The following is a 20,900-nucleotide window of genomic DNA, read 5'->3' on the forward strand; positions in this document are numbered from 1 at the left end:
AAAAAATGAAAAAGATCACAATCCTATTAACAGCAGTCTTTTTATTGAGTTTCGATTTTGCCATTGCTTGTGAGCTTTGTAAAAAAAATCAGCCCAAAGGCTTTGAGAATATTACCCATGGTGCCGGCCCATCAGGAACATTGGATTATATAATCATTTGGTCTGCAATTATCATTGTGGGGATTACCTTGTTTCTAAGCCTCAAATATCTCATAAAACCAAAAGAGAACAATCTGGGGCATATTAAAAACATTGTGAAAAACGAAGGATTTTAAAGATGGAAGACAATAGGATCATAAAAGTATTTTTGGATGATGACCCAAAACCTTTTGCGGCTTTTGCACCACCGGTGAAAATTGTATTTGACAGCACAAAAATACCCGATGGCAAGCATACATTAAAAATCGTGGCCAAATCCTCCAACGGGGTTGAGGGGGTTCGGGAAATCCCTTTTGTAGTGCGAAATGGCCCGGCAATATCTGTAGTGGGCTTAAAAGAGAATGAAATAATAGACACTCAAATCCCCATTACCATTAATGCCTATGGGAGCGAGACCAACGATTTTTTTGTGATTAGGGGCTCTGAAACACCAAAAGCAATTCCTGCTTGGGTGTGGGCATTACTTATCATATTTGTAGCTTTCGGAGTATTCTATATAATCATGTATTGGAGCCCGGAACTCTATAAATCATTTTTTTAGCTGTTATTGACCCTCATGGCTAATCGAAAATCTTGAGCAAGTCTCAAAAGACACCTCTGAATAGGAAATAAAATTAAAGATTTATGCAGAAAGAAATTTTAAATATTAACGATATTAAACAACTGGTAGATGCCTTCTATGCCAAAGTACAGCAAGATGAGCTGCTAGCAGACATTTTTAATAACGTGATCCAAGATAATTGGCCAAAACATTTGGAGAAAATGTACAGTTTCTGGCAGACGGTTCTTTTAGAAGAACATACTTATTATGGCGCTCCTTTTATGCCTCACATGAACTTGCCTGTGAGCAAAAAACATTTTGACAGGTGGTTGGAATTATTTTATGAAACCCTGGATGAGCTATTTGAGGGGGAAAAAGCCGAAGAAGCCCGATGGCGCGCAAATAAAATGGCAGAGATGTTTCAGCTTAAAATTGCGCATTATCAAAAAACCAATTCCAAACCTTTGATATAAGCCTGTAAAATTATTTCTTTAAAACTTCAGAAGAAAAAAATTAAAACTTAATCATGTCGCATTTACATCAAAAAATAGCAAAAAAATATAGCGATTTAGGAGAAAATCCTGATACGCATTTGGAGGGGCTTTTACATTCCAAACCCATCAATTATTGGGATTATATTGGGGTGGAAACACTTTTGTCCCTGCAAAGACCCCGTACGGATTTTAAAGATGAAGCAATCTTTATTATGTACCATCAAATGACAGAATTACTTTTAAAAATGCTGTTTCATGAAATTAAACAGTTGGTGGAAGCTGAAAGTTTTTCCGAAGAAATGTGGTTGGACAAAATCAACAGGATGAACCGCTATGCAAGTATGCTCATCAACTCTTTTGATATTATGAAAGATGGAATGGACTATGATGATTATAACCAATTTAGAAAAACCCTGGCCCCCGCTAGCGGATTCCAAAGTGTACAGTTTAGATACATAGAAATTTATTGTACAAGGTTGGAAAACTTGGTAAACCAAAAAGGCAAAAAACAGTTGCCTCCCACCCCTTCCATAGAAGATTATTTTGAAAATATTTACTGGAAGGAAGCTGGCATTAACAAGAAGACAGGTACTAAAACCCTCACCATGCTTCAGTTTGAAGAAAAATATCTCGATACTTTAATAATATTAGCTAAAAAAGTACAGGGCAAGACCTTAGAAGAAAAATTTCTTGTTCTAAAAAATCCTTCTGAAGCATTACAAAAAAAATTATTGGAATTCGATATCCTTTATAACGTGAAGTGGCCACTGGTACACCTTAACACGGCAGAACATTATCTGGACAAAAAAGGTGAAAATAAAGCAGCCACCGGAGGTTCCGAATGGAAAAAATATTTGCACCCTAAATTTCAGCAGCGAAAATTCTTCCCTTCGTTGTGGACAGAAAAAGATTCGTTAGAGGAAGATAATATATAGATATGGAAAAAATACAAAAACCCGAATTAACGCCCTTGGATATAGGAGACTCCTTAAAAACATTACAGGTAACCGCTTTGGCTGGAATGAGAATGCCACCCCACTATACCACCAAAGAGGCTGTAATTGTTGTTCACCAAGGCGAGGCTCTTTTAAAAATGCCAAATGTAGACCATAGGCTAAAACAGGGAGCTGTTTTTATTGTTCCGGCCGGGGTGGAACACACCTTGGAAATTATAAAGGATTTTAAAGCCGTTGTTATCATGGGAGCAGACTCTGACATAAACTTTAAATAAGGAAGTTGATAAGAAATCTAAAAAATTGATATATGAATTTCTAAAAAAATAGAACTCTAAAGACTGAATCATGAGCAAGAAATTAAAAATCAAGACAAAGCGGGTTTATGACGAAGTATCAAATAACGATGGCTACCGGATACTGGTGGATAAAATCTGGCCGCGGGGCGTATCAAAAGAAAATGCAAAATTAGATGAATGGAATAAAAATCTGGCGCCTTCAGACGAACTTAGAAAATGGTTTGATCATGACCCTAATAAATTCAAGGAATTTAATCAGCGTTACAAAAAAGAGCTAAAAGATAAACAAGAAGATTTGGAACGTATTAAAGAAATCGCACAAGATAAACAGGTTTGTCTTTTATACGGTGCCAAAGATAAAGAACATAATCAGGCAGCAGTTTTGAAAGAAATATTGAAATCTCAATCAAGAACCTCGGGGCAAGTCCACGAGGTATACATTGGAGACCATTTTTAAAAATTCGAGGCAAGCCTCGGGGAATTAAACCCTCGATGAAGGATTAAATTATAACAAAAAAAATATAAACAATAAAAAACCACCGTTAAAGACGATGGCGTTGATTTTCAGATTAGCCCTAAAGGGGCATAAGACTCATCAGTGATGTTCTTGATATTTTACATACCGTTTTATCATATCCTCCTCTAACCCTACTGTGCTCACAAAATAGCCTCTGGACTAAAAATGATTGCCCCACTAGGGCTTTTGTTTCAAACTTGGATAAGTTTTGAAAAGTTTTATTGCAATCTTTCCTTTCAAAAACCCCATGTATTCCGATATTGAAACTTTTGGAGGAACCGAACAAACTAGATGAACGTCGTCTTTTTGCATATTCATTTCTAACACCATTACATCTTTCCATGTACTAATTACTTGCAAATCATGCTCAACTAATGATTGGACCATGCCTTCAAGTATCTGAAAGCTATACTTGGGTGTGACCACCATGTGGTAGTCACATTTGTAATACATATGTGTTAATTTTCTATATTTGCTCATCTTAAAAAGTTTTAGATGGGCAAACCTAAAAAATGGCAAAGCCTTTATAACATGGCCACCGTCAAAGACGCTGGTTTTTCAATGATAAGTAAAGAACATTTTCAGTGAATTTATCACAGGGTTCTATTTATCGTCCTTCGGAAGGAAAAATTAAAACAATAAATATGAATAAATTTTAATCCAGATTTGATAAATTCCAATTTATCTCTTAATTTTAGTTTTTTCAAATCAAGAACCTAGGGACAAGCCCACGAGGTATGCATTGAAAACTATTTTTAAAAAATTCGAGGCAAGCCTCGGGGAATTAAACCCTCGATGAGGGATTAAAAAAGTCAAAATAAAAACATTTTATGTGGCACTATCTACTCCTGTTCTTTATGCTGCTCTTTACCGCTGGTTTTGCGGGTTGTTTGTATTTAGTTAAAAAATCCACGGGAAAAACCCTGGATGAACCGGGAAAAGACGTTCCTGCCGAAAGCGGGCACTTGGCGCCCAAACCTGCCTGGGGCCGCTACCATATCCACTATTACGGCTACGCGCTCATGTTCCTGGCCTTTGATATGGAGATGGCCTATATGTACCCTTGGGCAGTAGTTTATAAAGAACTCGGCTTAACGGCCCTTTTGGATATGGGAGTGTTCCTGCTCATCCTCTTTTTGGGGTTGCTTTATACATGGAGCCAGGGAGGCTTAAAAAGACAATAATGGTAAAACTTGGCACATATTCGGCAAGAAATGGGAAAGCGGGCTTTTTCGGTTCTTCTACGTTTAAACTGCAAAAAGTATTCCCTGTTCCAGGGATAGAAGTTTTGCTGAAAAAGGGTTTTGATCCTTTCCAACCTAATATCGAGATCGTGGATACCCCCAGGCACGCCAATGTATTACTAATGTGCGGACCACTAACCGAAACTGCTGAAAAAGCTGCGACAGTGGTCTTTGCTCAAATGCCCCGTCCACGGATGCTGGTTTCCCTGGATATGGAAAAAACCCATTTTCTCCCTAAACCAGATGCAGCAATCAATACTGAAGATTTAAAAAATTTAGCCAAAGCATTACCTGCTGCCGTTATTTATGCTGAAAACGCCACTGCCTTTGAACCTGCTTTTTTAATTGAAGCATTGTCCGAAGATGAAGGAAAGGGCGGTCACCACCACCACGGCTCCCATGAACACCACGAAGAACAGCACGGGCACCACCATGGGGATGGCCATCACAAAAACAAAGCGAATCACGGGCATGAACATGAAAACCCAGAAGATCGGCAAGGTCATCAGGAACATGAAGGTCATCACGGCCACGAAGCCCACCACGATCATAAAGAACAAAAGCATAAAGATCAAGGGCAGGACCATGGGGAGCACCATCCTGGTTCGCATGAACACCACGAAGATGAAGGAAACGGCGGCCGCCACCATAGGGATGGTGGCCATCACGAAAACAAAGCACATTACGGGCATGAACATGAAAACCCAGAAGATCGGCAAGGTCATCAGGGACATGAAGGTCATCACGGCCACGAGGCCCACCACGATCATAAAGAACAAAAGCATAAAGATCAAGGGCAGGACCATGGGGAGCACCACCATGGTTCGCATGAACACCACGGAGATGAAGGAAAGGGCGGCCACCACCACTCCCATGAACACCACGGGCACCACCATAGGGATCGTGGCCATCACGAAAACAAAGCGCATCCCGGGCATGAACATGAAGCCCACCACGATCATAAAGAACATGAGGAGCATGCGCATAGCGGTCATCCCCATAAAGCTATCGAGCATGACCACGGCAGTGGTCACGACCACGAGGGGGACGATCACGGGGGTGGGGGTTTCATGTCCATGGTAATGATGACCAAAGATCAGCCCCGCGGGACCGATGGCCTGCAAATGGACCGTAACCAAGTACGTTTTGGGCCCTTCCATCCCGGATTGCCCGGGGGCCTGCAGGTAAAAATGACCCTAGCCGGCGATACAGTAGCGCAAGCCGAAGTGGAAAATGGCCTTTTTGATACACATGCATTTCAGGATTTTCCGGAAGAGCCCAAAGATTTTCCCGGTTGGCTGGCTGGATTTGATCCTTTTCAAACCGAAACTTATCGCCAACTCGCATCCCTGACCCTGGCCCGCGCTACCGGGGGTAACTTTCCCTTAGATATCAAAAAACTGGAGCAGGAGCGTGTACAAAACCTGCTGTTGTGGCTTTTGAAATTTCAGAAAATCCTGGGCGATCGGGAAATGGAACGTCAGGTATTTCAGCTTTGGCAGGATTTTCAGCAAAAAAGACTTTCCCCCGAAAAATTTGCCTCTTTTAGGAAAAAAATAGAACATCGCTGGTACCTTAAGCCCCGCTTGCAGTATCTGGGAAGGCTTCCGGATAAAATACTGCAGCATTTCAGCGGGCCTTTGGCCAAAGCGGCGGGCAATGCTTCAGATGCACGGGAAAGTTTGAACGAATATGGAAATTTTAAAAGTTTCCAGTTGAAAGAAAACAACGTCTGGGGCTGGCTATTAACAAGACTGGAAGAAATACACCAAAGTCTCCAAATTTTAGTGGAAGTCACTTCTACAGAAAAAAAAGATGAACTGAACGAAATGCATAAACTGAATTTTTCCGGCATACAAAATACGTGTGTAAAGCTGGAAACTTCTCGTGGCACAATGGTTTTAAAACTGGAAATGAAAGACGGGAAAATCAAAAAAATGGATTTAAAACAACCTTCCATAGCCCTAGCTGAGGCGGTACCGCAGCTTGTAAAAAATCATGAACTGGCCGATGCCCTCACCGCCATTGCGGCACTGGACATTTCGCCTTGGGAAATTAGCGTATAATGATCTGGACTATCACTACATTAATTACTTTGGCAAGCCTTTACGGCATCGCGGTTTTGGAACGCTGGTCGGTTTACCATAATTGGGATTTTACCTACCCTTTTAAAGCTTTTTCGGGCATGTTTGTACAGGAAGATATCATCCCGCGCAAACACGACCCCACTTTTTTTGAAACTGCACCTATCTTGTTTATCGGCGCCGCATTCCTAACTATAGGGGTTTTGCCTTTTGCCGCCGGTACCGTTCTGGCAGGGATCGCTACGGGTGCACTTTTTGTGAACGCTGCCCTGGCCTACATCATGATCGCACTGCTGATGGCCGGCTGGGCGCCAAACGGTGTTTATGCCATGGTGGGGGGCTGGCGGTTTCTGGGGCAGCTCATTGCCTATGCCATGCCTATCGTGATGACGATCTCCGCCACAGTAATGCGCGCAGAATCCATGGATATGCTCAAAATAGTAGAATCACAGACCGGGTTATGGAACATCATCTATCAGCCGTTGGGTTTTATCCTGTTTTATGCTGCGTCCATGGCGCTGGCGTTTTTACCGCCTTTTGATTTGCCGCAGGGCGGGGGCGAACTCGCAGGTGGTGTTTTTGCCGAATATACCGGGAAGCGCCTGTTGCTTTTCCGCTTGGGTCGGTTAGTGCTTATTTTTAGCCTTTCCTTGGCGATCACCAATTTTTATCTGGGCGGCTGGCACGGGCCACTCCTGCCAGGCATTATCTGGACGTTTCTTAAAACCATACTGGTGGCAGCTTCCTTGTTTTGGGCAGGAGGTTTTATGCCCCGGCTACGGCATGACCATACGCTGGAATGGGGCTGGAAATACGCCACCCCGGCAGCCCTACTCAATATATTATGGGTTGGGGTGCTGTTACTGTTGTGAAAAGAGGAAATGGAAAAAAAGAAGAAAAAGGAGAAATGAATATGAGCAGAAAGCCGAAAAAATGAACTGGGAAAAAGGAAGAGTACGGTTTCCCACTTAACCAATTAACGAATTGCAGGTCACGAATCACAAATTAACCTAATTGCCAACAGAGATAAAAAAAGGAATATATGGTCATCACAAAAATCATTTTTTTAACAGTCTTTGGACTTGCCGCTATCTGGTTTGGCTGGCGGGTCTTCATGACCAGCAGTATGGTGCGTTCGGCCTTGTCGTTGCTGGCTTGCCTAACTATTTTGGGATTGATGTTTTTTGTAATGCAGGCAGAGTTCCTTGCGGTGCTGCAGGTAATGATGATGGCCACCGAAATGGCCATCATGGCCATTTTTATGATGATGTTCATGATGGATCCCGGTGGCATGGGCGCGATGGAAATGACCCACCAAAAAAAACTATCTATCGTCCTGGGAACGGTTGCAGGTGCTGGCATCATCTTCGCCATAGGTTTTGCCAACTGGGGCGAAATAGCAAAGGTTGTATCTGATGCCGAACAACAAAACCGTGACTTGGGCAGGGAGGTGCTAAAACGTTCCATGATGATCTTTGAAACCGCGGGCACCTCAATCCTCGTCGCGATGATCGTGGCGGCCGCTATTGCTCTACCTTTTGAAAATAAACATGAAAACCAACAAAAATGATAGAATTGACCATAGTATTAGTAACCGGGGCAGTACTTTTTGGTATAGGTTTGTACGGAGCGTTAAGCCAGACCAACCTGGTGATGATCATGATGGGCATAGAGCTAATACTGGGTGCCGCAATGCTGAACCTAGTGGCTTTCTGGCGCTACCTGCACCCCGAAACCTATTCCCTCCAGATGTTTGTGCTGGTAGGGATGACTGTCATGGCCCTGGAAGCCGCGGTGGGCTTTGCAATAGGAACCCAGCGCTTCCGCACCAAAGGCTCGGTCGAAATGGAAGAAGCGAGCGATATGAAAGGGTGACTTCGAGAGCCTCAGTCACCTTAAGTGGGAAATTTTGAATATTGAATTTTGAATCTGAAACCTTGAACCTTATACTCATAATCTTGTTCCCATTTCTCGCTGCCCTTGCCGGTTACTTTTTCCGGAAAGGGAACGCATGGCCGCACCTTTTGGGGGCGGGTGGGTCTTTGTTCTCGGCTTTGCTGTTGTGGATAAAGCTTGGGAAAAATGGAACCGCACGGTTGGAAGTGATGCGGTATGGAGAATTCAGCAGCTTTCTTTTTGCCGATTTCACTTCGGCTCTACTGGTCACAGTGGTGGGGGTCGTAAGCTTCTTTATTTTTATTTATGCCAAAGGCTATATGCGGCACGATACCGGAAAAACCTGGTTCTGGCCGGCCATATCGCTGTTCCTGATGGCCATGCAGCTGTTGGTGCTGGCCGGGGACTGGTTTTTGTTTATCACCGGTTGGGAAATTATGGGGCTGGCATCCTTTCTGCTTATCGGCACCTGGCACCATAAAAAAGAAGCGCGGCAAGGTGCCACCAAAGCCTTTTTACTCACCCGTTTCAGCGATATCGGGCTATATGCGGGGGCATTTCTGGTAATAATCACATTTGGGGATTTAGCTATTCCAGCAAGTGGGGAAATGAAGGTCCCACTGGCGGCTTCGCTCTGGCTCCTGCTCGCGGTAATGGGCAAATCGGCACAGGTGCCTTTTCAGGACTGGCTTTCCGGGGCCATGGCCGGCCCTACCCCGGTATCGGCTTTGCTGCACTCGGCCACGATGGTGGGCGCGGGTGCCCTGCTGCTTATCAGGATTTTTCCGGTCTTGCCAGAGCAAGGGCTGGATGTCATTGCCATAATTGGCGTCCTTACCATAGTTTTAACCGGGATTACCGCCATCAGTTCCCGCGACATCAAGCAAATGCTGGCGGCTTCCACTTCCAGCCAGTTCGGGTTTATCCTGCTGGCGGTGGGCACAGGTTTTCCCGGGGCGGCACTGGCCCATTGGCTGGCCCATGCCTTTATGAAGAGTTCGCTTTTCCTGGGTGCCGGGATTTTCCAGCACGCCCGGGGGGATACCTTATATGAAAAATTAAAAGGTTCAGGAAAACACCTAAAGATCACCTTTTTTGGCTTTGCCATTGCGGGGTTTGCCCTGGCCGGCATCCCACCGCTTATTGGGTATTACTCCAAAGATGCGCTCCTCGCGGCTTATTTTAAAGACGGTAACGGATTTTATATGACCGCAGCTTTGATCGGGGTGTTGTTTACGGCAACGTATGTGGCCAAAGCCCTCAACCGCTTATGGAATGGGAAAACCCAAAAACCTGAAATCAAAGGCTTGTCCCTACTGCGTAGCGGACTGCTGGGACTGGTCTTTATCGTGCTGTTGGGTGGCTTCTTTTTGGAAAAATTGGTACTTTCTGGAGATTATATCTTCCCAAAAGACAGCCTGAGCAAGTACCTGGGACTGGGATTGACGTTTTTGGGCCTGCTCATGGGATGGGTGTACAGGGAAAAGTGGCTTTCGGAAAGGGTCAAAAAAAGCATTGGCGAAAATTACCCCGTTTTCGGCGGTTATCAGAAATTAATCGTGCAACCGGTACTTTGGTTGGCTGATGTATTGAGCGATTTCGACCGGAAAATTTCAGTTTTTGTTCAAAACATAGGTCGTGCGGGACTTTTCTTCAGCAGAAAAAATGATATCCTAGATAAATGGGTAAACCGGGCGACCTGGGCTATTGGCATTTCCTGGCTGATTTTCAGCAAAATCAATAAAATTTTTGATGACAAGATATTAAAAGGGGTTGAGAACATAGGCTACTGGACTCTAAAAACCGGTGCCAGGGGCAAAAAATGGCAATCCGGGATGGTGCACAAGGAGCTGGCCATAAGCGTTGTGGCCCTGCTGATCCTGATCTTTATATTAACCGCAAGCATTTTCACATTATGATGACAAACTTCCCTTTACTGAGTATCACGCTATTTTTGCCGCTGCTTGGCGCGATTTTGCTGATGGCTTTTAAAACCGGCCGGAAAGGCACCAACATTATCGCTGTGGGAACGGCCTTTCTTACTTTGCTAGGAACACTGGGTATGGCCTGGCGCGGGCTGGGGACCGGGTTTTCCCAGGTAGAGGAAGTGGCCTGGATCCCGCAACTGGATGTGGCTTACCGCGTGGGAATAGATGGAATAAGTTTTACGCTGGTACTGCTTACGGGCATCTTATTTTTGAGCAGCATTGTTTTTTCAACAAAGATCAAGCAGAAACCCCGCGCATATATGGCACTGTTCCTCATGCTGGAAACCGCATGCCTGGGGGTATTTATGTCGCTGGATCTGTTGCTGTTCTATGTGTTTTTTGAAATTACGCTGGTGGGGATGTATTTTATTATCGTCGGCTGGGGCCACGAAAACGCCAAAAAAGCCGGGGTCATGTTTTTCATTTATACGCTGGTAGGTAGTTTGCTGCTGCTATTGGCCTTTCTGGCGCTTTACCTCAATGCCGATCCGCGAACTTTTGATATGCGTGCGCTTATCGAAAATCCGCCGGTTACCGGCGGGATAGCGGTCTTTACCTTTTGGGCCTTGTTCCTGGCCTTTGCGATCAAAACCCCGCTTTTTCCATTCCATTCCTGGTTGCCTTTGGCGCACACCGAAGCCCCGGCCGCCGGTAGTGCCATACTAGCCGGGATTTTATTGAAGTTGGGCGCTTATGGATTTATCCGTTTTATGCTGCAAATGACGCCGGAAATGTTCCGCGAATTTGCCTGGGTGGTGATGGCCGTGGCGGTTTTCTCGGTGGTGTACGGGGCGCTGGTAGCCATGGCGCAAACCGATCTCAAGCGGATGGTGGCCTATACCAGTATCAACCATATGGGCTACCTCGTATTTGGGGTGGCAGTAGCAGCTGTGGGCAGCGAAAGCGCGGGCATAAGGGGACTGGACGGGGCCACTTTGCAAATGTTTAGCCACGGCATCGTGACCGGCTTGTTGTTCCTGCTCATTGGAGCGATCCAAGACCGGGTGACCACCCGCGAGATACCAGTGCTAAAAGGGTTGTTAAAAAGCTATCCCTTGCTGAGCGGCTTTTTTGTGGTGGCAGCCTTTGCTTCGTTGGGCCTGCCGGGGCTGGCGCATTTCCCGGCAGAATTCCAGATTTTCCTGGGCGGCTTTGAAGATTATCCCTGGGCGGTGGTGATCATGCTGCTGGGGCTGGTGATTATTTCCGCTACGTACGTTAGGTCCATTCAACGCAGTTTTATGGGCGCGGCAGACCGCAATATCCTGAAAATGGTAAAAGATCTAAATGCCCGGGAACTCCTGGCTTTTGTGCCGCTTTTGATCTTAATTATTTTAACGGGAGTTTATCCCGACTGGATTTTAAAATATATTCATGAGACGGTAAAACTCCTAATGTAGGAGCCCAATAATGAAATGTAATTAATCAGTATGTTGATTCTGCCGATTATTGCAAGGATTGTTTCACGCAAAGCACGCAGAATATTATTTAAAACAATATTGATCAGCATGTTAGGCTCAATAAAAAATTAAAACGTTAAACTGATTACTTTCAATGGAACAGGATTTACTCAATATATTGCCCCAGCTTATCGTTTTGGCGACCAGTATGCTGGCACTATGTTTTGAAATGCTGCGCAGGGCCACCGGCAGCTTATGGGTGCTTGTAATAGGGCTGGCCGCCGCGGCAGGCGTGGCCATTTCTAAGCTGGGGACGGTAACCACGGCTTTTTCCGAAACTTTTCGGGTGGATTTTCTGAGTCTGTGGGCCGCGATTATCCTGGGCGGGGCGGGAATACTTTCCGCTTTGTTGATGCGGCAGGAGCTGCGCAAGACCGGCCGGGAGGGTACACTTTCCAGCCTGGTGGGCTTTTCCACGCTGGGTTCTATGATCCTGGCCGGGGCGGGCGATATGATGTTCCTCGTTCTCGGAGTGCTCATCAGCGGACTTACCGGCTTTGGGCTGGCGGCCTACCCAAAAACCGATAAGGCCACGGAAGGAGGTATTAAATATTTCATTTATGGCTCGGTGACCGGTGCGGTAATGCTGTTTATGCTTACCTTTTGGGCGGGAACTTCGGGCAGCACCTTACTTTCCGCACTGGGGCAGCCCGGGCTGGAACCGGTGCTGGTACTGCTTGGGTTTGCTGGGGTGCTTGCGGGATTGGGCTATTCGGCTTCCCTGTTTCCCTTTCATTTCTGGACCCCCGATGTTTTTGAAGGCGCGCCGGTCTCGGTGGCGGCTTTTGTTTCGGTGACCCCAAAAATCGGGGCCTTTTTCGCTTTGGCACAGGTGATGCGTTCCCTGCATCCTGAAGGGCTGGACTACAACCTGATCCTGGCCCTGCTTGCGGCTTTTTCCATGACCTTTGGCAATGTGGTGGCGCTTTGGCAGAAAAACGTGTTACGGCTGATGGCTTATTCTACCATTGCCCAGGCAGGTTATTTCCTGCTCGGGGTTATTGCCATAAACGGAAGCGAGCTGGCCGTTTCTTCCCTGGTGGTTTTTAGCGTGGCCTATGCGGCGATGAACATTGGGGCTTTTGCCATTATCCAGCAGGTAGGGCCACAAATCCTGAATTTTGAAGGCCTGGCCCGTAAAAAACCTTTTATGGCCGTGGCCATGGTTGTGTTTTTGTTGTCGCTGGTAGGCCTTCCGCCGCTAGCGGGATTTGCGGGGAAATTTTTGCTCTTTGGAGCGGCTATAGATGTGGGCTATTCATGGCTGGCCATCATAGCTATTCTTAATAGCGTAATCTCCCTGGCGGTGTACCTGCGCATCATTAATCCGATGTTTTTTAAAAAGCAGCCGGTTTTTTCCTCAGAACCTTCCACCCTGCTCCGGTGGGTATTTTTAAGTAGTTTTGCGGTTACGGTTTTGGTAGGGATTGCGGTTCGGTATTTTCTTTAGATGGGAAGTGGTTTATAGATTTCTGCAAATTGCCAAAGTTATTGTCCTGCCAACATAAAAGGATATATTCATTCATCTTTGATGTTAATCCTGTTGATGTTGGCTACCCCAAAAACCATTACAAAAAAGTACAGCAGCACCTCCATTACCACAAGCAATTTTGCGATATGGGAAAGGGCTACGATATCGCCATAACCCACGGTGGAAAAAGTTATCAAACTGAAATAAAAAAATTCAAAAAACAGGATATACAAAGGAGAAGCGCCCAGAGCATTGCTTTTAAAATGTTGATGATCCAGAAGGTAAAGCGCAAGGTAATCTGTAGTGAACGATAAAATAATCAAGCTGATCAACAGGCCAAATAAAAAAAGCACATGGATGAGATAGTGGCTTTGTCCCAGGATTTTATTCAGTTGGCTAAAGGTAAGGCGTACGATAAATGAGCATTTCATCAAAGCCAAGGTGGCAATGACGTATAGCACCCAGGGCAACCCGATCATTTGTTCACTCAAAGAAAGATATCCTGCCAAAACGGCTAATACCAAGGCAACGGCAGGGAGTGAACTGAATAACAATTTTTTGTAAAATCCCTTGACCTTGAAAAAGTCTTGCATAGTAGCCAAAATGTTTGGTTATAAAAATCTGAAATTCTAATTGGAATGCCCTTCTTCTTCCTCTTTTAAATATTTTCCCTGGTCCCACACCTTCAATAAAAACGAGTTATGAGCCCGTGATACGCAGTCTGGGAGACTGAATAAGCCACTAACAAAAGGATCATTCCCACACCAATTTCAAAGATACGTTTTCCTTTTTTAACGAACAGGCTGATTATTTTCTGGACCCCTACATTACCGTCGGCCCACAAGGCCCAGGTGGCAGAGGTTTCACGTGCTTCCATGATTTGCTATGCCACAGTGGCGAGGCCTTCGGTGGCGGGATGAAAAACATTGACTGCAATGTATCCACCAGCCACCAAAAATAGGATTACCCAATTCAGGGTTTTGTTCAGTATAAATACATGAATGAGCTGAAAAATAGCACCAAAGATCAATAATACCACCGGAAAATGCACTGCCAATGGGTGCAAGTTAGGAAAGTCTTTAAATTCTGCAGAGACATGAGTAGGTTGTTCATTCTCTTCTGAAGTATTACAGACGTAGCAACGTTACCGTCAGCCATAAAAGTGTCAATCCGATTAAATGGTGATGCATCATACAAATTGGTCATAAATAGAACCATTATGAGGAGCAGAAGCAATTAGGAAATAATCGAATTTTTAATAATGGGGGTATTGGGTTTAGGTGTTTTTTAAATTTTTAACGCTGAAAGCTTTAGAATGCGTGAAACATCAATTTCCTTAACGGTTATGTTTCTTTAAGCCAATCTAATTATCACCCCAGACTATTTACTATATCTACCAGCCAGCGGGGATAGACCCCTATCCAAATCATCAATACCGTTAAAATGATCAATGCCAGGCTGCCCGCAAGAAGCGAGGAAGCCTTCGAAAACCTGGCTGTTGGAACCGTGTTTATTTCTTGTTTCATCATCACAACAATTATCTGTAAGTAATAATATAAGCCTATAACACTTCCTATAACCAAGGTAAAGGCAAGCAACCACTTCGCTGTTCCCACTCCTGCCGTTAAGACAAAGAATTTCCCTATAAAACCCGCAGTAATCGGGATACCTGCCAAGGAAAGCAAACTCACCGTGAATGCAGCAGCCAAAAAAGGCCTTTTCCAGAACAGGCCCCTGTAATCTTCAATATCGGTGGCTTCTTCCTGGGATTGGGATAAGAGGCTTATAATACCAAATGCCGCCAGAATTGTGATCACATATACCGTAAGGTAAAAGGTAGCCGCCGGGGGTCCCATTTCTTTTCCAGCTATAAGGGCCACCAATAAATAACCAAAATGGGCAATAGAGGAATAGGCCAGAATACGCTTTACATTATTTTGCATCAGGGCCAGTAAATTCCCTATCAACATAGAGAGGATGGAAATGACCGTAAAGGCCCATAAGATTTTTTCAAACCGGTAAAGGTCGGCCAGTATAAAAAAACGGAGCAATAAGGCAACTATAGAGCCCTTGGACACCGTTGCGATAAACGCACTTATGGGGGAAGAAGCGCCTTCATATACATCGGGCGTCCACATGTGGAAGGGGACAGCGGCCAGTTTGAAGCCTATACCCACTATCATAAGGGCAATACCGGCAATTAGCATCAGGTTGGAGGTGGCACTTAGGGCCGGGCTTATGCTTGCCAGGGAATGGAAGGCCATGGTGCCTGAAATAGCATAGACCAACGCCATGCCCAATAATAAAAAAGAGGAAGACATCGCTGCGAGCATCAAATATTTCAAGCCCGCCTCAATAGCTTTTGTGCGTTCCCTGTAATAGGCTATCAGCGCATATAACGAAACGCTGAGTATTTCCAGGCTCACAAAAAATGAAATAAAATGGGTGCTGAATACCATCATCGCCGAACCCAAGGTGGCCAGCATCAGCAACAGGTAGTACTCCTCCATTCTTTTTTCCGGAAAGAAATCCCGCAAACTGAGGTAGCTGAAAATTGCCACAACAAGGGTAGCCAGCAAGATCAGGGCAAGGTAATAATATCCAAAACGATCAATGAGGAACAGTTCCCCAATCACATGGGGTGTTTCCGGACTGGTAAAGAATACCGTGATAAGGGAAGCCGTTAATATTAGCAGGGTGGCGGCAAACGTCGTTAAATGATCTCGCTTTACTGCTACTAAAAGTAGAATAAAGAGAATCCCCCCGGCCAATATCACCACAGGTAACAAACTCATAATATCTTGTGCTGACATATTTTAATCGGATTTTATAAGGTTGATTTTTTGATCCTGCCCCTTCTTTTTTAAAGCCATGGAGCTTGCAGTATGGTAAATATTGTCCCTCCCGGAGTGCCCAGCTTCCCCTTGTCCGGTATCTAAAGTATTTACTTTTTGAATAATCTTTTGCACCGGGATTTGGGATACATTAAAAACCGAAGCCGGGAACAAACCCAACCAGATAATTACAGCGGTAAGGGAAAGCATGATGATCATCTCACGAATGCCGAGATCGGCAATTACCCAATTCTTATTTTCCTTTCCATAAAATACTTTCTGCATGATCCGTAGGGAATAAATGGTGGCAGTCACCAAGCCCACTGTTGCCAGGATGGTAAGTACTTTATGGTTTGCCAGGTAGGATCCTATTAAGATTAGGATTTCAGCGACAAAATTTCCAAGCCCCGGTAGGCCTAATGACGCCATAACAAATAGTAGTCCCATAGTACCCATTTTGGGAACTTTGCGCCATAGCCCCCCCATTTGTCTTATATCACGGGTATGGATCCGGTCGTACAAAGCCCCGGCGATAATAAACAGTGCCCCGGTACTTATGGCATGGGCTATTATTTGCATGATCACCCCCTGCATGGCCATTTCATTAAAGGCATATACGCCCAATAAAATAAAGCCCATATGGCTTACACTTATATAGGCCACCAGGCGTTTAAGATCGGTTTGGGCGAATGCGAGTTTGGCGCCATATAGGATACTAAGCACCCCCAAAGTTATGGCCACAGGTGCCAACTGGAGGGAAGCCTGGGGGAACAAGGGCAACACAAACCTTATAAGGCCATAGGCCCCGGTTTTCAGCAATAATCCAGCAAGGATCACACTACCCGCCGTGGGTGCCTGGGTATGTGCATCGGGCAACCAGCTATGGAGGGGAACGGTAGATAATTTTACTATAAAGGCCACCACAAAACCCAGCATTAAGAGAAAAGCTGTACCTGAAGCCATATCGGTGCCCAGCAATTGTTCGTAATCAAAGGTAAAAACCCCTGTATTTTGCCAGTGGATAAAATATAGCCCAAGAATGGAAAGGAACATAAGCAGTCCGCTGGCCTGTGTAAACAGAAAAAACTTTTTTGCCGCGTAAACCCTGTTTTCATGCCCCCATATACTGATGAGGAAATACATGGGAACCAGCATAAGTTCCCAGGAGAAATAAAACAAAAACAGGTCTAGGGAAAGAAAGACCCCTGTAATACCAGCCAAAACAAGCAACAGGTTAAAATGAAAGAAGCCTACCCTTTTGTTTATTTCTTTCCAGGAAACCAGCACCGATATTACAGCCAAAAAAGAGGTGAGCACCAACATGAGCAGGCTCAACCCATCCATCGCCAGTTTAAACTGGATACCAAAAGCCGGGATCCAGCTACGGGTGTAACTCGTGATCCATTCTTGGTTATCGGTGCCCGGATCATGCCCAAGCCATAGCCACAGTACAATGCCCAAATATATAAGCGTACCTGCCAGACTTATAATCCGGGGCAGGATACTGTTCCACCGGCCTGCCAGCCATGCCAGCAAACCGGTTCCTATCAACAAGATGATGAGCCAAGCTAGAATCATGGAAAAAATAATATGGTTAATATAATTACCGCCCCCACTGCCACAACCATCGCATACCAGCGTAATTGGCCATTTTGGGCGGCACTCAATACAAAATGGGACTTTCTGGCAACAGTGGCCATGCCGGTATAGAACAGGTCTATAAAATCGTTTTTATCAATCCGGGACATGTACAGCATTGGCGCCACAATGACCTTGTCATAAAGCAGATCAAAATCCCAGCCTTTATAGAAAAATTGTTGCAAAGCGGTTCGTTCCGGTTCAGCGGCAGGGAGGGGTTTGTTAAAATAAAGCTTATAGGCGACGATCACCGCCGCAATGGCAACTGCCGCAGCAATAAGCTGAAGGATCAGCTCGGTGGTATGCCCTGCGACGGCCAGCGTTGTTGCCGGTAATGTTTTGTCAACAATATCAGAAAACAAACTTAGCTCCCCCATATTCTCCGGCAGTTCTATAAAGCCCCCGGCAAAAGACAAAAAAGCAAGTATAATCAATGGGATGGTCATCATCAAACCCGGACGATGGGTGGGTTCGGCCCTAGCCTTTCCGAAGAATGTCACAAAGACCATCCGAAAGGTGTAAAGTGCGGTAATAAATGCTCCTACCAACCCCGCCAGCCACAGCCACATTGACCCTTTATCACTCGCAAAAGCGAGCCATATAATCTTATCTTTGCTATAATATCCCGCGGTGATGAGCGGCAGGGCAGAAAGCGCTGCCGAAGCTACCAGAAAAGTCCAGAAAGTGATGGGTAGTTTTTTCCATAATCCGCCCATTTTAAACATATTGTGCTCCTCCCGCATCACCCATATCACCGCACCGGCCCCCAGGAACAACAGGGCTTTAAAAAAGGCATGGATCATCAGGTGGAAAATAGCGGCCGACCACGCCCCCACCCCCAGGGCCAGAAACATGTAACCGATTTGTGAAATAGTGGAATAGGCAAGTACTTTTTTAATATCGTGCTGGTTTAATGCAGACACGCCCGCAATGATAAGGGTGACAGCTCCAATAATAGCTACTGTCATCTGGACAACTGGGGCAATTTCAAACAATACATGGGTCCTGGCAATGAGGTAAACCCCGGCCGTTACCATGGTGGCTGCATGGATAAGTGCCGAAACGGGTGAAGGTGCGGCCATGGCATCGGGCAGCCAGGTCTGGAGAGGAAGCTGTGCCGACTTGCCCACGGCCCCTGCTAACAGGAGGAAAGCCGTAGCCATAGCTATCCCGGAGCCTACTCCCCAGGTTCCGGGTGCAGCCTGTAAAATATCCTGGATATTCAGGGTATTATAATTCATAAAAAGGATATAGAAAGCAATGGCCATTGCGGCATCGCCCACCCGTGTCACGATAAAAGCCTTTCTTGCCGCATAACCATTTTTTGGATTTTTGTACCAAAAGCCGATCAACAGATAACTGCACAAGCCTACTCCCTCCCATCCAAGGTACAGGAGAAGCAAATTATCGGCCAAAACCAGGATAAGCATAAAGCCAATGAACAGGTTCATAAAGGTGAAAAAGCGTACAAAGCCTTTTTCTTTCCACATAAATTCTACCGAGTAAAGATGGATCAATGCACCCACAAACGTGATGATAAAAATAAAAATAAGGGAGACCGTGTCAAGGTGAAAGCCGATATTGGGGGACAAACCATAAACGTCCATCCATTGCCAGGCAACCTGAAGGTACGGGGTGGTGTCTTCCAAAAACTCAAATCCAACAAGCAAGGTGAGAATAGCAGAAAGGCTTACAGATCCTACCCCCACAATTGCACTGAGGGTACGGGACAATTTCCCGCCTGCCAGAAGCAAAAGCAATGCGCCTGCAAAGGGCGATGCGATAATTAACCAAAGGAGTTCTTTCATTTTTTTTTCTTTTTTCCTATCCTTTCATACTATTGGCCTTCCCGGCATCCAGTGATCCTGCCTTTTTAAACAGTTGTATAATTAAAGCCAGCCCCACCGAAACCTCTGCTGCCGCCATGGCCAGTATAAAAACAAACATGACCTGCCCATCGGCCTGGCCCCAAGCCGCACCGGCCACTACAAATGCCACACCCGCTGCATTAAGCATGATCTCTATGGATAGCAGCATGAAAATAACATTCCGGCGTATCAGCAAGCCCGTCAATCCGAGGCAAAATAAAATTATCGCCAACAGTAGGCCATGTTCCATGGGTACATTCATACTTTCTGGTTTTCATTTTTTAAATACCGGTGATGGCTCTTCTTTTCTTTTTCACCAAGATGGTAGGCGCCTACAATCCCGGCCGTCAATAAAAATCCCGCCAGATCCACTACCAGCGTATATTTGGTGAACACCAATTCGCCCACCGCTGTAGGGGGCACTTCTTGTTGCGCCATGGCATGACCTTCCTGACTGATTAACAAGTACAGCATCTCCCCCAAAAGGATCAAGGCGATAATTGACGGCCCCACCCAGGTTTTGGGTTTCAATAAGCTATTTTCCGCTTTTGTTCCCGAGCCGCCCATATTCAGCATCATGATCACGAAAACAAACAGTACCATAATGGCACCTGCGTAGATGATCACCTCTAAAGCGGCAATAAACGGGGCGCCCAATATAAAGAACACCACCGAAACCGACAGCAGCGAAACAATAAAATACAAAAGTGCATGAACGGCATTTTTCCGTGTGATGACCAACAAGGTAGAAATGATGGCCAGAATACCAGCAATGTAAAATAGTATGTTCATCTCGTTAATTAATATATTTCACTTTTATTTTTAGTTCCTGAGCTTTTCGCCGAAGGACGGTTCCTAATTCTCTCTTGTCTCCTGTCTCCTGTCTCTTATCTCCTGTTTCTTGTTGTTACTTACGGCATAAGCTTTCTCACATCTACCGGTTTATTTTCTTTTTCCCCACCACCTTTTTCTTTAACCCCTACGGCAACCCCGGCTTCCCTATAGAAATTATAGCCGGGATACTTCCCCTGGCCCGCTATTAAAAGGTCTTCTTTTTCATAGACGAGGTTCTGGCGGTTGTATTCCCCCATTTCAAAATCGGGGATAAGTTGTATAGCATACGTGGGGCAAGCATCTTCGCAATATCCGCAAAAAATACATCTCGAAAAGTTGATGCGGAAGAACTCCGGATACCTGCGCCCATTTTCATCTTCAGTGGCCTGAAGGGAAATGCAATCTACGGGGCAGGCAGCTGCGCATAAATAACAACCCACGCAGCGCTCCATGCCATCGGGGTCACGGCTAAGGACGATCCTGCCCCGCCAGCGGGGCGGTAAAGGCACCTTTTCCTCGGGGTACTCTACCGTTACCCTTTTATGGAACATATGTAGAAAAACAAGCCAAAGCGATCTTAAATTGCTGAACATGATTTACTGTTTTTTAATTTAAACTCC

At 45.4% G+C, this 20,900-nt stretch carries 22 protein-coding genes and 1 pseudogene; 14 read left to right on the top strand and 9 right to left on the bottom strand.

Annotation, left to right across the window (positions count from 1 at the left end; genetic code table 11):
• Positions 1-5: 5 nt before the first annotated feature.
• The 6 genes from JM83_RS18070 to JM83_RS18095 all read left to right on the top strand — a co-directional run bounded on the left by JM83_RS18070 (position 6) and on the right by JM83_RS18095 (position 2,903).
• On the top strand, positions 6-275 hold the full coding sequence (locus JM83_RS18070; RefSeq protein WP_144963485.1) for a hypothetical protein: 270 nt from the start codon (positions 6-8) through the stop codon (positions 273-275).
• Between the two features lie 2 nt (positions 276-277).
• Positions 278-700 carry a cytochrome C gene (locus JM83_RS18075; protein ID WP_144963486.1) on the top strand — a complete coding sequence of 141 codons (423 nt, stop codon included), beginning with the start codon at positions 278-280 and terminating at the stop codon, positions 698-700.
• An 83-nt stretch (positions 701-783) separates the two neighbouring features.
• Entirely contained in the window at positions 784-1,173 is a 390-nt protein-coding gene (locus tag JM83_RS18080) for a group III truncated hemoglobin (protein WP_144963487.1), read from the top strand.
• A 53-nt stretch (positions 1,174-1,226) separates the two neighbouring features.
• Positions 1,227-2,129: a tryptophan 2,3-dioxygenase family protein gene (locus JM83_RS18085; protein WP_144963488.1), complete on the top strand. Its 903-nt coding sequence runs from the start codon at positions 1,227-1,229 to the stop codon at positions 2,127-2,129.
• A gap of 2 nt (positions 2,130-2,131) precedes the next feature.
• A complete protein-coding gene (locus tag JM83_RS18090) occupies positions 2,132-2,425 on the top strand; it encodes a cupin domain-containing protein (RefSeq protein ID WP_144963489.1) in 294 nt (97 codons plus the stop codon).
• A gap of 70 nt (positions 2,426-2,495) precedes the next feature.
• Positions 2,496-2,903 (top strand): DUF488 domain-containing protein, encoded by a 408-nt coding sequence (locus tag JM83_RS18095; RefSeq protein WP_144963490.1) that lies wholly within the window; start codon positions 2,496-2,498, stop codon positions 2,901-2,903.
• Between the two features lie 138 nt (positions 2,904-3,041).
• Here JM83_RS18095 and tnpA read toward each other — a convergent pair.
• A pseudogene (gene tnpA / locus JM83_RS18100) lies at positions 3,042-3,443 on the bottom strand (IS200/IS605 family transposase).
• 350 nt (positions 3,444-3,793) lie between these two features.
• On the opposite strand from tnpA, the gene JM83_RS18105 reads away from it, so the two are divergent.
• From JM83_RS18105 to JM83_RS18140, 8 genes are all read left to right on the top strand, one after another.
• Positions 3,794-4,147, top strand: a complete 354-nt coding sequence (locus JM83_RS18105) for an NADH-quinone oxidoreductase subunit A (protein ID WP_144963491.1) — start codon at positions 3,794-3,796, stop codon at positions 4,145-4,147.
• Positions 4,117-6,273, top strand: a complete 2,157-nt coding sequence (locus JM83_RS18110; protein WP_144963492.1) for a hypothetical protein — start codon at positions 4,117-4,119, stop codon at positions 6,271-6,273. The genes JM83_RS18105 and JM83_RS18110 overlap by 31 nt, the downstream gene beginning before the upstream one ends.
• Positions 6,273-7,163 (top strand): complex I subunit 1/NuoH family protein, encoded by an 891-nt coding sequence (locus tag JM83_RS18115; RefSeq protein WP_144963493.1) that lies wholly within the window; start codon positions 6,273-6,275, stop codon positions 7,161-7,163. Before JM83_RS18110 ends, JM83_RS18115 begins: the two co-directional genes overlap by 1 nt.
• A gap of 170 nt (positions 7,164-7,333) precedes the next feature.
• Positions 7,334-7,861 carry an NADH-quinone oxidoreductase subunit J gene (locus tag JM83_RS18120; RefSeq protein WP_144963494.1) on the top strand — a complete coding sequence of 176 codons (528 nt, stop codon included), beginning with the start codon at positions 7,334-7,336 and terminating at the stop codon, positions 7,859-7,861.
• Positions 7,858-8,166: an NADH-quinone oxidoreductase subunit NuoK gene (gene nuoK / locus JM83_RS18125; protein ID WP_144963495.1), complete on the top strand. Its 309-nt coding sequence runs from the start codon at positions 7,858-7,860 to the stop codon at positions 8,164-8,166. Before JM83_RS18120 ends, nuoK (JM83_RS18125) begins: the two co-directional genes overlap by 4 nt.
• Positions 8,167-8,207: 41 nt before the next feature.
• The gene (locus JM83_RS18130; protein ID WP_144963496.1) at positions 8,208-10,106 is read left to right on the top strand and encodes an NADH-quinone oxidoreductase subunit L; all 1,899 of its coding nucleotides are present in this window, start codon (positions 8,208-8,210) and stop codon (positions 10,104-10,106) included.
• Positions 10,103-11,575 (top strand): NuoM family protein, encoded by a 1,473-nt coding sequence (locus JM83_RS18135; RefSeq protein ID WP_144963858.1) that lies wholly within the window; start codon positions 10,103-10,105, stop codon positions 11,573-11,575. The genes JM83_RS18130 and JM83_RS18135 overlap by 4 nt, the downstream gene beginning before the upstream one ends.
• A 154-nt stretch (positions 11,576-11,729) precedes the next feature.
• The gene (locus JM83_RS18140) at positions 11,730-13,085 is read left to right on the top strand and encodes an NADH-quinone oxidoreductase subunit N (RefSeq protein ID WP_144963497.1); all 1,356 of its coding nucleotides are present in this window, start codon (positions 11,730-11,732) and stop codon (positions 13,083-13,085) included.
• Positions 13,086-13,153: 68 nt separating this feature from the next.
• Here the strand turns inward: JM83_RS18140 and JM83_RS18145 are convergent, their stop codons facing one another.
• The 8 genes from JM83_RS18145 to nuoI all read right to left on the bottom strand — a co-directional run bounded on the left by JM83_RS18145 (position 13,154) and on the right by nuoI (position 20,873).
• Positions 13,154-13,699, bottom strand: a complete 546-nt coding sequence (locus JM83_RS18145) for a potassium channel family protein (RefSeq protein WP_144963498.1) — start codon at positions 13,697-13,699, stop codon at positions 13,154-13,156.
• Positions 13,700-13,989: 290 nt separating this feature from the next.
• Positions 13,990-14,163 (bottom strand): hypothetical protein, encoded by a 174-nt coding sequence (locus JM83_RS19235; RefSeq protein WP_186435038.1) that lies wholly within the window; start codon positions 14,161-14,163, stop codon positions 13,990-13,992.
• A 313-nt stretch (positions 14,164-14,476) separates the two neighbouring features.
• Positions 14,477-15,919, bottom strand: a complete 1,443-nt coding sequence (locus tag JM83_RS18150) for an NADH-quinone oxidoreductase subunit N (protein ID WP_144963499.1) — start codon at positions 15,917-15,919, stop codon at positions 14,477-14,479.
• A gap of 3 nt (positions 15,920-15,922) precedes the next feature.
• Positions 15,923-17,518, bottom strand: a complete 1,596-nt coding sequence (gene nuoM / locus JM83_RS18155; protein WP_144963500.1) for an NADH-quinone oxidoreductase subunit M — start codon at positions 17,516-17,518, stop codon at positions 15,923-15,925.
• Entirely contained in the window at positions 17,515-19,386 is a 1,872-nt protein-coding gene (gene nuoL, locus JM83_RS18160; RefSeq protein WP_144963501.1) for an NADH-quinone oxidoreductase subunit L, read from the bottom strand. Before nuoL ends, nuoM begins: the two co-directional genes overlap by 4 nt.
• A gap of 16 nt (positions 19,387-19,402) precedes the next feature.
• Positions 19,403-19,708, bottom strand: coding sequence for an NADH-quinone oxidoreductase subunit NuoK (gene nuoK / locus JM83_RS18165; RefSeq protein ID WP_144963502.1), 306 nt, complete (start codon positions 19,706-19,708; stop codon positions 19,403-19,405).
• Positions 19,705-20,238 (bottom strand): NADH-quinone oxidoreductase subunit J, encoded by a 534-nt coding sequence (nuoJ, locus tag JM83_RS18170; RefSeq protein ID WP_144963503.1) that lies wholly within the window; start codon positions 20,236-20,238, stop codon positions 19,705-19,707. The genes nuoK (JM83_RS18165) and nuoJ overlap by 4 nt, the downstream gene beginning before the upstream one ends.
• A 119-nt stretch (positions 20,239-20,357) precedes the next feature.
• Positions 20,358-20,873, bottom strand: a complete 516-nt coding sequence (nuoI, locus tag JM83_RS18175; protein WP_144963504.1) for an NADH-quinone oxidoreductase subunit NuoI — start codon at positions 20,871-20,873, stop codon at positions 20,358-20,360.
• Positions 20,874-20,900: the final 27 nt, after the last annotated feature.

The sequence above is a fragment of the Gillisia sp. Hel_I_86 genome (assembly GCF_007827275.1).
Classification (GTDB): Bacteria; Bacteroidota; Bacteroidia; order Flavobacteriales; family Flavobacteriaceae; genus Gillisia.

Bases quoted from the DNA above. Each gene is read 5' to 3' on its own strand.
- JM83_RS18070 (WP_144963485.1), top strand. From the start codon at position 6: ATGAAAAAGATCACAATCCTATTAACAGCAGTCTTTTTATTGAGTTTC.
- JM83_RS18075 (WP_144963486.1), top strand. From the start codon at position 278: ATGGAAGACAATAGGATCATAAAAGTATTTTTGGATGATGACCCAAAA.
- JM83_RS18080 (WP_144963487.1), top strand. From the start codon at position 784: ATGCAGAAAGAAATTTTAAATATTAACGATATTAAACAACTGGTAGAT.
- JM83_RS18085 (WP_144963488.1), top strand. From the start codon at position 1,227: ATGTCGCATTTACATCAAAAAATAGCAAAAAAATATAGCGATTTAGGA.
- JM83_RS18090 (WP_144963489.1), top strand. From the start codon at position 2,132: ATGGAAAAAATACAAAAACCCGAATTAACGCCCTTGGATATAGGAGAC.
- JM83_RS18095 (WP_144963490.1), top strand. From the start codon at position 2,496: ATGAGCAAGAAATTAAAAATCAAGACAAAGCGGGTTTATGACGAAGTA.
- JM83_RS18105 (WP_144963491.1), top strand. From the start codon at position 3,794: ATGTGGCACTATCTACTCCTGTTCTTTATGCTGCTCTTTACCGCTGGT.
- JM83_RS18110 (WP_144963492.1), top strand. From the start codon at position 4,117: ATGGAGCCAGGGAGGCTTAAAAAGACAATAATGGTAAAACTTGGCACA.
- JM83_RS18115 (WP_144963493.1), top strand. From the start codon at position 6,273: ATGATCTGGACTATCACTACATTAATTACTTTGGCAAGCCTTTACGGC.
- JM83_RS18120 (WP_144963494.1), top strand. From the start codon at position 7,334: ATGGTCATCACAAAAATCATTTTTTTAACAGTCTTTGGACTTGCCGCT.
- nuoK (WP_144963495.1), top strand. From the start codon at position 7,858: ATGATAGAATTGACCATAGTATTAGTAACCGGGGCAGTACTTTTTGGT.
- JM83_RS18135 (WP_144963858.1), top strand. From the start codon at position 10,103: ATGATGACAAACTTCCCTTTACTGAGTATCACGCTATTTTTGCCGCTG.
- JM83_RS18140 (WP_144963497.1), top strand. From the start codon at position 11,730: ATGGAACAGGATTTACTCAATATATTGCCCCAGCTTATCGTTTTGGCG.
- JM83_RS18145 (WP_144963498.1), bottom strand. From the start codon at position 13,699: ATGCAAGACTTTTTCAAGGTCAAGGGATTTTACAAAAAATTGTTATTC.
- JM83_RS18150 (WP_144963499.1), bottom strand. From the start codon at position 15,919: ATGTCAGCACAAGATATTATGAGTTTGTTACCTGTGGTGATATTGGCC.
- nuoM (WP_144963500.1), bottom strand. From the start codon at position 17,518: ATGATTCTAGCTTGGCTCATCATCTTGTTGATAGGAACCGGTTTGCTG.
- nuoL (WP_144963501.1), bottom strand. From the start codon at position 19,386: ATGAAAGAACTCCTTTGGTTAATTATCGCATCGCCCTTTGCAGGCGCA.
- nuoK (WP_144963502.1), bottom strand. From the start codon at position 19,708: ATGAATGTACCCATGGAACATGGCCTACTGTTGGCGATAATTTTATTT.
- nuoJ (WP_144963503.1), bottom strand. From the start codon at position 20,238: ATGAACATACTATTTTACATTGCTGGTATTCTGGCCATCATTTCTACC.
- nuoI (WP_144963504.1), bottom strand. From the start codon at position 20,873: ATGTTCAGCAATTTAAGATCGCTTTGGCTTGTTTTTCTACATATGTTC.